At 65.2% G+C, this 10,109-nt stretch carries 11 protein-coding genes and 1 pseudogene; 7 read left to right on the forward strand and 5 right to left on the reverse strand.

All coding sequences use genetic code 11. From position 1 onward, the window contains the following. The first annotated feature begins 93 nt into the window (after positions 1 to 93). Positions 94 to 687 carry a BPSL1445 family SYLF domain-containing lipoprotein gene (locus ACE039_RS05310; RefSeq protein WP_105557767.1) on the forward strand — a complete coding sequence of 198 codons (594 nt, stop codon included), beginning with the start codon at positions 94 to 96 and terminating at the stop codon, positions 685 to 687. A gap of 62 nt (positions 688 to 749) precedes the next feature. Here the strand turns inward: ACE039_RS05310 and ACE039_RS05315 are convergent, their stop codons facing one another. Next, a complete protein-coding gene (locus ACE039_RS05315) occupies positions 750 to 1,391 on the reverse strand; it encodes a glutathione S-transferase family protein (protein ID WP_485821856.1) in 642 nt (213 codons plus the stop codon). 121 nt (positions 1,392 to 1,512) lie between these two features. On the opposite strand from ACE039_RS05315, the gene ACE039_RS05320 reads away from it, so the two are divergent. The 3 genes from ACE039_RS05320 to ACE039_RS05330 all read left to right on the forward strand — a co-directional run bounded on the left by ACE039_RS05320 (position 1,513) and on the right by ACE039_RS05330 (position 3,314). Next, a complete protein-coding gene (locus ACE039_RS05320; protein ID WP_310029295.1) occupies positions 1,513 to 1,989 on the forward strand; it encodes a nucleoside deaminase in 477 nt (158 codons plus the stop codon). 164 nt (positions 1,990 to 2,153) lie between these two features. After that, complete coding sequence (locus tag ACE039_RS05325) at positions 2,154 to 2,744, forward strand: hypothetical protein (protein ID WP_485811426.1); 591 nt, start codon at positions 2,154 to 2,156, stop codon at positions 2,742 to 2,744. 72 nt (positions 2,745 to 2,816) lie between these two features. After that, the gene (locus ACE039_RS05330; protein WP_485821857.1) at positions 2,817 to 3,314 is read left to right on the forward strand and encodes a hypothetical protein; all 498 of its coding nucleotides are present in this window, start codon (positions 2,817 to 2,819) and stop codon (positions 3,312 to 3,314) included. A gap of 7 nt (positions 3,315 to 3,321) precedes the next feature. On the opposite strand, the gene ACE039_RS05335 is transcribed toward ACE039_RS05330, so the two are convergent. Beyond that, positions 3,322 to 3,933 carry a cysteine hydrolase family protein gene (locus tag ACE039_RS05335; RefSeq protein ID WP_105557764.1) on the reverse strand — a complete coding sequence of 204 codons (612 nt, stop codon included), beginning with the start codon at positions 3,931 to 3,933 and terminating at the stop codon, positions 3,322 to 3,324. Between the two features lie 124 nt (positions 3,934 to 4,057). Between ACE039_RS05335 and ACE039_RS05340 the strand changes: the two genes are divergently transcribed. Beyond that, complete coding sequence (locus ACE039_RS05340) at positions 4,058 to 5,014, forward strand: GlxA family transcriptional regulator (RefSeq protein ID WP_105557763.1); 957 nt, start codon at positions 4,058 to 4,060, stop codon at positions 5,012 to 5,014. A gap of 164 nt (positions 5,015 to 5,178) precedes the next feature. Here ACE039_RS05340 and ACE039_RS05345 read toward each other — a convergent pair whose 3' ends face one another. Beyond that, positions 5,179 to 5,793, reverse strand: coding sequence for a TetR/AcrR family transcriptional regulator (locus ACE039_RS05345; RefSeq protein ID WP_485821858.1), 615 nt, complete (start codon positions 5,791 to 5,793; stop codon positions 5,179 to 5,181). A gap of 175 nt (positions 5,794 to 5,968) precedes the next feature. Here ACE039_RS05345 and ACE039_RS05350 point away from each other — a divergent pair, with 175 nt between their 5' ends. Together ACE039_RS05350 and ACE039_RS05355 are read left to right on the forward strand one after the other, a co-directional pair. Continuing rightward, positions 5,969 to 7,189 carry an MFS transporter gene (locus ACE039_RS05350; protein WP_485821859.1) on the forward strand — a complete coding sequence of 407 codons (1,221 nt, stop codon included), beginning with the start codon at positions 5,969 to 5,971 and terminating at the stop codon, positions 7,187 to 7,189. Between the two features lie 114 nt (positions 7,190 to 7,303). Further along, positions 7,304 to 8,605, forward strand: coding sequence for a UDP-N-acetylglucosamine 1-carboxyvinyltransferase (locus ACE039_RS05355; RefSeq protein WP_105557760.1), 1,302 nt, complete (start codon positions 7,304 to 7,306; stop codon positions 8,603 to 8,605). Between the two features lie 13 nt (positions 8,606 to 8,618). Here ACE039_RS05355 and ACE039_RS05360 read toward each other — a convergent pair whose 3' ends face one another. Then, positions 8,619 to 9,914, reverse strand: coding sequence for an acyl-CoA thioester hydrolase/BAAT C-terminal domain-containing protein (locus ACE039_RS05360; RefSeq protein WP_485821860.1), 1,296 nt, complete (start codon positions 9,912 to 9,914; stop codon positions 8,619 to 8,621). A gap of 9 nt (positions 9,915 to 9,923) precedes the next feature. Further along, positions 9,924 to 10,109 (reverse strand): annotated as a pseudogene (locus tag ACE039_RS05365) (Bug family tripartite tricarboxylate transporter substrate binding protein); the annotation flags it as partial.

Genomic DNA, 10,109 nt, shown 5'->3' on the forward strand with positions numbered 1-10,109 from the left:
GAAAGCGCGTGCGTAGGCAGCCAGCGGGAGTAATCTTCGCCGTAGCGTCATCTCTGGCGCGACCTGATCGCTAGCAACCCAAAGGAAGCCTACATGCTCAACTCATTTTCAACCTTGCGTAAAACCGGCGTGGCGGCGTTGACGCTGGGGATAGCCAGCGTGTTCCTTGCGGGTTGCACGATGAACGGTCCGCAAGCCTCGCCGACGGCCGCGGAAAAGCGCCAGGAACTGAACACCGCCACGACCGCCACCTTGTCCAAACTGTACGAAGCCGCGCCGCAGTCCAAGCAACTGGTCGCGCAAGCCCGTGGCGTGCTGGTGTTTCCGGCCGTGTTAAGCGCCAGCTTCATCGTCGGCGCGCAGCATGGAACGGGCGAGCTTCGGGTCAACGGCCAAGACAGCGGCTACTACAGCATCACGGGCGGTTCCATCGGCTTGCAGGCCGGCGCCCAATCCAAAGCCATGGTGCTGCTGTTCATGACGGACGATGCGCTGGCCAAGTTCCGCGCCAGCAGCGGATGGACGATCGGGGCGGACGCGACCGTCGCCGTGGCGAACCTGGGCGCCAACGGCACGATTGACTCGAACACCGTGCAGCAGCCCGTCGTGGGCTTCGTCATGAACAATGGCGGCCTGATGGCCGGCGTGTCCGTGGATGGCAGCAAGATTTCGCCGCTGCTGCTGTAAATCTGCCCGCCTGAACGGCAAGGGCCCGCCGGATGGCGGGCCCTTGCTTTTTCGGCTTGGGTTCAAGTCAGCATCGGGGCCATGTCCGGGTCTCCTTTCTGCATGGCGCGGCGATACGCGTCGCGTGCGCCGATGCGCTGCAGATAGGCCAGGATGTTCGGGTACGGCGCCAAGTCGAACGGAAAGTACAGCCGCATCGTCGTCAAGGAAAACACCGCGATGATGTCCGCGGCGGTCAACGCGTTGCCCGCCAGGTAATCGTTCGCCCCCAATTGCTTGTCGATCAGGGCCAGCGCCTGTTTGCGCCGGGCGTCGGCAAACTGCGCCACCGGCTTGTCGGCCGGCACTTCGGCGCGCGCCAACACCATGCAACGCATCAGGCTGGGCTGTAGCGATCCGTTGGCGAAATGGGACCAATAGAGATAGTCCGCAAAGTTGGCGTCCGTGGGCGCCGCCGTCAGGCGGCCGTTGCCATGCTTGGCCAGCAGGTATTCGACGATGGCGGTGGATTCAGCCAGCACGGTATCGCCGTCGGTGATGATCGGCGCCGTGCCCAGCGGATGCAGGGCCTTGTACTCGGGCGGCGCCAGGCGCGTGACCGGGTCGCGGTCATAGACTTTCAGCTCATAGGGAATGGCGAGTTCTTCGCACAGCCATACGATGCGTTCGGATTGCGATTTTCCCAGATGATGGACGGTCAGCATGAGGATTTCCCGGTGTGAATGCGTCTGCTAGATACCCCCCACTCTACCCTGCTTCGCTGTCGCCGCGATATCCTTGCAGGCCTACCCGGCGGATGCCGTCTTTCATGACAAGGAGACCTTCGTGATTACCGAACAGGACAAAAAACACCTTGCGCGGTGCGTGGCGCTGGCAAAGCAGGCGTTGGACGCAGGCGACGAGCCTTTTGGTTCCATTCTGGTTTCGGCCGACGGCACGGTGCTGTTTGAAGACCATAACCACGTCGCCGGCGGCGATCACACGCAGCACCCCGAATTCGAGATCGCGCGCTGGGCCGCCAACCATGTGCCTGCCGCCGAGCGCGCCGCTTGCGTGGTCTATACCTCGGGCGAACATTGTCCGATGTGTTCGGCGGCGCATGGATGGGTGGGCCTGGGGCGCATCGTGTATGCCAGCTCGTCGGCGCAGTATTCGCAATGGATGCGCGAATGGGGCGCGCCGGCATCCCGCGTGCGGCCGCTGGCCATCGCCGAGGTCGTGGACGGCATCGAGGTCGATGGGCCAGAACCGGAATTGGCCGAGCAGGTCCGTCTGCTGCACCAGGCGAAACTTAACCAATAGATACACAACACGGAAAACCGGCAATTATTAGACGCAATTCGCATGCTAATTTAGGCGCCCGTAGCTGCCCTCGACCGAAGGCGGCGCTGTCCTTTGCCACCTTATTCATGACCATGCACACGACGCTTGATCGCGATTTGACGATTGCCAAGAGAACGAAGCGGATGTCCCGACTGATTCCGCTGGCGCTGGGCCTGGCCCTTGCCGCGGCTTCGCCCATTATCGCGGCGCAGAATGACGGCGCGCTCCGGGCTCATGGCGGGGCCCAACTAAACGCCGGCGGCGTCCAGCAGAACAACGCCCCTGTCCAGCAAAGCGGCGCCCCCGTCCAGCAAAACAGCGCGCCGGCCCAGCCGGCTGGCGCCACCGCGCTTGCGCCGGTATCCAAAACCGAAATCAAGAACCAGGCCGCCTACGAACGCCTGCTGAACAACAGCGGCGTCAGTGTGCAATGGCTTTGGTCCGCCGACCGCGGCCACCTGACCGCCAAGGACGTGAACGATGTCGTCCGCATCGACGGCACGCAGGCCAACTTCGAAGGCACGTTGAAGATCAACGGGGAAATCGTCTCGATCGACAGCGACCGCTTCACCTTCCGCGGCACCATCCTGATCCTGGACGCGCCGGACAAAGGCCGCCGCTGCGAGCGCACGGGCGACTACGAGTTCCGGGCGACGGGCAAGCGCAAGTACTGGCGCCTGCAGCAGATGGAAAGCTGCGGCCGCCTGACCGATTACGTGGACATCTATTACTAAGCCACCGGCACCGGTTCCGCTTCGGGAAACCGGTGCGCCGTCCCGCGCCCGACCTTCAACCCCGGACCCACAATGCCTCCTACCGCGATCAAATGGCTTGCCAGCATTGCCTTCGGCCTGCTGATCGGGCAAACCACCTACAGCTTGCTCAATCCGCTCTTGGTCATCGCGTTCGGGCTGAACGGGCCCGCCGCGGGCGCCGATGTCTCCGGTAGCGTGGAAAAGATGCAGATAGCGGGCGCGGTTGTCACGTTGCTGGTGACGATCGCGGTGACGGCGGCATTGGTCCGCATTCCCAACATGCGCCGCCTGATCGGCTGGGGCTGCACCCTGCTGGGGGTGGCGCTGTTGCTGACCCTGCCCGCCAGCCTGCTGTTGGTGGACCCCTCGGCGCACGAGGCCGCCACCGCAGGCGCACGCGCCGCCAATGACGCGAATACCGCGCTGTTCTTCTGGGCCCTTATCTTTGGCCTGCCTTACATTGGCGGCGGGCTGGCGCTGACGATCATGGGCATCATGCTGATCCGTAAGAACCCCGGCCCGGCGCCGATCGAACCCGCGCCCCGCTGAACGCGGATCACACCACGGGCAGCTTCAACACCTGTTCCGTCGTCAAGACATCCCCGAACGTGTCCTCGATGCTGACCAACGCCGCGCGATGCAGGCTGTCGTGGCTGACCACGCTGCCGTCGGCGCGGTCCAGATCGCGGGTGGCGCACGCGTCTTCGGCCACGATGACGCCATAGCCCAACGGCACGGCATCGCGCGCGGCGCCAGCCACGCAAGCATGCGTCATCAGGCCGGTGATCACCAGGGTCTTCACGCCGGCGGCTTTCAACTGCTGGTCCAGGTCAGTCGTGGGAAACACGCTGACCGAAGATTTGCGCACGACATGGTGGCGCGGCCCGGGCTGCAATTCGGCATGGAACGCGCCGGTCGGGCTTTGATCGGCAAAGACCGGGCTGCCTGCGGGCGTGACGTGCTGAACATGGTAGACGGGCATGCCCGCCTGGTCGGCGTGCGCGATCAGGCGTTGCGCGTTGCCCAAGGCCGTCTGTCCCGCAGGGATGGGCAACTTGCCGCTGAAATACTCGTTCTGGAAATCGATGACCAGCAACGCCGTGGTGGAGGCGTCGATGGAAGCCGGCGCGGCGGCGCCGGCCAGGGTGCGGATGGTGGGATGGTTCAAGGCTTGCCTCTTGAATGGGTAGTGGAAGAGCCACCAGTGTCCCGCCAGGCCCGCTTTCACGATAGTGGCCCGTTGGACAACAATTGCTAAAATCGGGCCAAACGGATCCTGATCCTGGAAAACCATGCATACCGTCGCCGTCATTGCCTTCGAGGGCATCAGCCCCTTTCATCTATCCGTGCCGTGCATGGTGTTTGGCGACGATCTGGCCCAATTGGGCGTGCCACGCTATCGGCTGATGATCTGCGGGGAACGGGCGGGGCTGCTCTCCACGATGTCCGGATTCAAGATCGAGGTGCCGCACGACCTGTCGGCACTGGCCCAGGCCGACACCATCATCATGCCCGCCTGGCGCGACCCCGAAGAATCCGCGCCCCCTGCCTTGCTTGAGGCGCTGCGGGCCGGTCACGCCCGGGGCGCCCGCATTGCCGGGCTGTGCCTGGGCACGTTCGTACTGGCCGAAGCCGGCTTGCTGGACGGGCGTACCGCGGCCACGCATTGGGTATGGGGCGACGACTTCGAGCGCCGGCATCCGAAGGTCCGGCTGGACCGAAAATCCCTGTATATCGACGACGGCGATATCCTCACGTCCGCCGGCACGGCCGCCGCCATCGATTGCTGCCTGCACTTGCTGCGCCGCGATCACGGCGCCGAGATCGCCAACCGCATCGCCCGCCGCATGGTCGTGGCGCCGCACCGGCACGGCGGCCAGGCCCAGTACATCGAACAACCGCTGCCTGAACGTCAGGGTGCGGACAAGCTCAGCGCCGTGCTGGATTGGGCCATTGAAAACCTGCGGCAGCCTTTGACGCTGGATATGCTGGCGGACAAGGCCGGAATGAGCCGGCGCAACTTCACGCGGCGTTTCAAGGCAAAGACGGGCGCCACGGTTTCCGGCTGGGTCCTGAACCACCGGCTGGCCTCGGCGCAACGGCTGCTGGAAACCAGCGGGCAGGCGGTGGACCTGATCGCCGAAAACGTGGGTTTCGGATCCTCGGTTTCATTCCGCCAGCACTTCACGCATGCGTTCGCGATTTCGCCGTCCGCTTACCGCAAGCAATTCAGGGCGGGCGGCGCGTAAACCGGCGGCGCGGCCGGGGCCGCCTGGCAAATGGCGCGGCCTACCGGTTCGCCATCAGCCATTCCCGTGGCGACGCGCCCAAGCTCAAACGCCAATCGCCGCGCCGTGCGGCGTAAGCCGAATTAAGCGCCGGGGATCGCGGCCCGGGTAAACCGGGCGGATCCCTAATTGGCGCGCGAGGCGTCCCAGAGCCGCATCAGCTGCGTGATCGCGGCATCGAAGGTCGGATAGCGGACCCCATCGCGCGCCAATGTCGACACCCCCACCAGGAAGCTGTCGAACACGCAGGCCATCGACCGGGCATCCGTGCCAGCGGACAATTCGCCGGTGGCGATGGCGCGTTCGACGCAATGGACAAAACCTGCGCGCGTGCGCAGGCGAGATTCCGTCAGTGGTTTAACCACGTCCGCATGCTCGGGGGTCGGCGCGCTCATGACGCCCAGCGCCACCATGCAACCCTTGGGGTGCCCGCGTTCGCATTGCATCCTGGCCGATTGGCGCAACGCCAGTTCCACGGCGTCGCGGGCGGGCATGGCGTCATCCCACAAGCATTCCGTGACCTGGGCGTAGGTGTCCAGGTAGCGCTGGACGGTCTCTTTGAACAGCGCCTCTTTCGAGCCGAAGGCCGCATAGAAGCTGGGCGCGGAAATGCCGCCGCCGATACCGGCCTTCAGCTGGCTCAACGACGTGGATTCGTAGCCCTGTTCCCAGAATAAATGCAGCGCCTGGTCGATCGCCTGATGGCGGTCAAACGCGCGCGGCCGGCCCATCTGCGCCATGGCAGGCTCCTTTGCTCACGACATACATACTACTCGATACAAAAGTCGTTGACAACGCGATCGCGCGCCGCCTACATTTATACCGATCGATATATATATAGGACGAAGCCTCGGCCTTTTTTCCAGGCGCTGCCCGTCCGTATCGGCCCCGATTCATCTTCCAAAGGATTTTTGCGTGAGCCATTCCTCTCTTCAGGCCGAAAAGCCTGCGTCCGATCGTCTGCCGGTATCCGGACTGCTGGCGCTGGCCATGACAGGCTTTATCTGCATCGTCACCGAGACCCTGCCAGCCGGCCTGTTACCGCAGATCAGCCGCGGCCTGGACGTCAGCGCGTCGATGGCGGGCCAGATGGTCACGGCCTATGCGTTGGGCTCGTTGCTGGCGGCCATTCCACTCACCATCGCCACCCGCGGATGGCGACGCCGCAACGTGCTGCTGCTGACCATCGTCGGTTTCCTGGTCTTCAATTCCGCCACGGCGCTGTCGTCCCATTACTGGCTGACCTTGGTGGCACGTTTCTTCGCCGGCATGGCCGCCGGGCTGGCCTGGAGCCTGCTGGCGGGTTATGCCCGCCGCATGGTCGCCCCCAATCAGCAAGGCCAGGCGATGGCGCTTGCCATGGTGGGCACCCCCGTGGCCTTGTCGTTGGGCGTGCCGCTGGGCACGCTGCTGGGGTCTGCGGTGGGCTGGCGCGCCGCCTTCTGGATCATGTCCGGGCTGACGCTGGTCCTGATTGCGTGGGTGCTGGCAAAAGTCCCCGACTACCCCGGCCAGTCCGCCCACGAACGGATGCCGTTGCGCCGCGTATTCATGACTCCCGGCGTGCGGCGCGTGCTGGCCGTCGTCATCACATGGATGCTGGCCCACAACATTCTCTACACCTATATCGCGCCGTTCGTGGCGCCGGCCGGTCTGGGTGCCCGGGTAGATCTTGTGCTGTTCATTTTCGGCCTGGCCGCGCTGGCCGGCATCTGGATCACCGGCAAGCTGGTGGACCATCACTTGCGCTCGACGGTGCTGGCCAGCCTGGCGGCGTTTGGCGTCACGGCGCTGGCGTTCGGCATGGCGCCGGCGAATCCGGCAGTGATCTACGTGGGGGTCGCCGTATGGGGAATCAGCTTCGGCGGTGCGGCCACGCTGTTGCAAACGGCCCTGGCCGACACGGCCGGAAGCGGCGCCGACGTGGCGTTGTCGATGAATGTGGTCGCCTGGAACGGGGCAATCGCCGGGGCGGGCGTGGCGGGTGGCATGCTGCTTGACGCTTGGGGCCCGGGTGCCTTCCCGTGGGCCTTGCTCGTCCTGGCGGGCATTGCGTTCCTGATCGCGCTGTCGGGCCACGCTTACGCGTTCCGGCCGGGGTTGCGCACGGCGGGCGCGGTCGCCGTCGGACATTAAGCCGCGCACGCAGTTTGAAACGTTTGAAATAATACGTCCCCCAATGCGAGCGACGCGACGCCGGTACAATTCCGGCGCTGTCCTTTCTTATTCACTCCCGGCCGCCCTCTTCCCATGTCCAACCTCATCGTCCACGGTGGCACGCCCCTGCGCGGCCGCGTCATCCCTTCTGCCAACAAAAACGCCGTGCTTCCCATCCTGTGCGCCACGCTGCTGACCAATCAGCCGCTGAAGCTGCACGGGGTACCGGACATCACGGACGTGCGCAAGATCCTGGACATCTTCCGCACGCTGGGCAGCGAGGTCCGGCTGGACGAAACGACCCGCACGCTGGATCTGCATCACCAGCACACGACGTTCGATGCCAAGGCCCATCGCCTTCCCGAAGAGATGCGCTCGTCCATCATGCTGGTGCCGCCGCTGCTGGCCCGCTTTGGCGTGGCGCGGTTGGAAGACAATGTGAAGGGTTGCACGCTGGGCGTGCGCGAGATCGATCCGCATGTGGAGATCTTCCGTTCGTTCGGCGGCCAGGTCGAGCGCGCCAGCGGCTCGCTGCTGGTCCGCAGTAGCGGCGCACTCAAGCCCACGCACCATTGGCTGGACTACGCGTCGGTGACCACGACCGAGAACTTCGTGCTGTGCGCGGCCGCGGCTGATGGCGAATCGTCGCTGACCAATGCAGCATCCGAACCGCACGTGCAGGAGTTCTGCCGCTTCATGGCGATGATGGGCGCCGATATCGACGGCATCGGCACGTCCCGCCTGACGGTCCGGGGCGGCAAGCCGCTGGCCGGCGGCGAGTTCACGTTTGAAGAAGATTTCCACGAGATCACGACCTTCCTGGCGTTGGGCGCGATCACGGGCGGCGACGTCGTGGTGCGCAATCGCACGCCGGGCAATTTCCCGCTGATCGACCGCACGTTCGCCAAGTTCGGCGTGCAGATCGAGCACAAGGACGGCTGGTCGCGCGCGCTGCGCGCGGGGCCGCTGAAGGTGCAGACGCCCTTCACCAGCAACGTGCTGACCAAGGTCGAAGCGGCGCCGTGGCCGTACTTTCCGGTGGACCTGTTGCCGATCTTCATCGCGCTGGGCGTATGCGCCGAGGGCAACGCGATGTTCTGGAACAAGGTCTACGACGGCGCGCTGGGCTGGACGGGCGAATTGTCGAAGTTCGGCGCGCACGTGTTTTCGTCCGACCCGCATCGGGTCGTGACGTTTGGCGGCAATCCGCTGACGCCGGCCGTGGTCGAAAGCCCCTACATCATCCGCGTGGCCATCGCCCTGTTCATGGTGGCCAGCAGCATCAAGGGCCGCTCTGAAATCCGCAACGCCACGCCGATCCGCCGGGCGCATCCGCAGTTTGTTGAAAACCTGCGCAGCCTGGGCGTGCAGGTGGAATGGACCAGCGAAGAGTAAGACGGCATCCTCGTCACGAGGTGCCCGCGGCCCTGCCCAGAAACTCCAGCACGGCCACGTAAGACCCTTCGTTGCCCGCGGCGTTCGCGGCGGGCGTGCCGCCCGCGTCCAGCAGCAGCCCCGACATTGCATGCGGCTTGCTGATCAGCGTTGCCGGCAGGTAGGGATAGTGCACATGGTGCCCCGCCCCCATGCAGACGTGATGAAACGTGGGCAGCCCGTGCGACTGGCGCTGCCGCATCACGATCTCGGAATAAGCGGTGCTGGGCCAGAAACCGTCGTCGGACGCGCTGATCAGCATGACCGGGCCGGGATAGTTCTCCACCGGGATGCGAGCACGCTCGAACGCCGCGCTATCGCGGGTGGCGCTTAGGAACGCATGCGTCTGGCGGTATGGCGGCTCGGACGCGTAGGCGGCTTCCCAGTCGGCGCTGGCGTTGTCTTGCCACAGGTGCGGTAGCGGTTGGCCGCCCTGGGTCCAGACCTGGGCGTTGCGGCCGGTGCCCGGCGCGCCGGCGCTGACCACGCCATGCGTGACGGGCGACGGCACATACGCGACGACCGCGCTGACCAGTTCGGGATAGTGCGACGCCACCAGCAGCGAGGTCTCGCCGCCCCGGCTGATGCCGGACAGCGCCACGAAGCCGTCGCGTGGCGCGAGTTCTGCGCGGGCCCACTGCAGCACATGCTGGAAATATTCCAGGGGCATGTCGTTCAAGTACTTGGGCCGTCCTTCGTAGTTGAAGATGGCCAGGGCCAGGCACTGGAACCCCCGGGCGGCGAAAAGCGCGGCGCGCGGCGCGTTGACGCCCCCCGACGAACCGTTCATGTAGATCACCAACGGATGCGGTCCGGGGCCCGCCGGCATGTAGAGTTCGCCCGACACCGTCATGCCACCCACCTGCTCGCGCACCGCGCGGTGGGTCACGCCCTCTTCCAGGAATTCCTGCACCAGCCGCGCCGAAGCGCTGCGCACGCCGTCGGTGGCGTCAATCTGGATGACCAGCGGTTCCGTGCGGTCGGGGGGAAAAACCACGCGGCTCATGTCTTCGCACACCATGGACCACACGACGCCCATGGCCGAGGGTTCGGCATAACTGCCCGAAACCGGGCTGTCGCGTCCCAGGTCCAGGCTGCCGTCGTGGCCTGCCATGAACACTGCTTGCGAACGCCATGGGGCGCCGCACATCTGCATGGTGGCCGTGACGGTGATGAAGGCATAGGCGGGAAAGCCATCGATGCGGATCTCGCGCGAGACATCGATCAGGGCGAATTCGGGCGTAACGGTGATGCGGGCTTGTTCAATCACAGCGATTCCTCAGGCTTTCAGGTCGGTCTTGGGCACGCCGTTGGCCTTGATGACCTGGGCCCACATGGCGGATTCGTCGGCGATCACCTTGTCCAGGTCGGCGGAAGACGTGAACTCCACCGCCACGCCCTGCTCGGCGAATTGCTGGACCAGACCGGGGTCGCGCGTGCCTTCGCGCACGGCGTTCTCCAGCAC

Source organism: Achromobacter maghribensis (genome assembly GCF_057334215.1).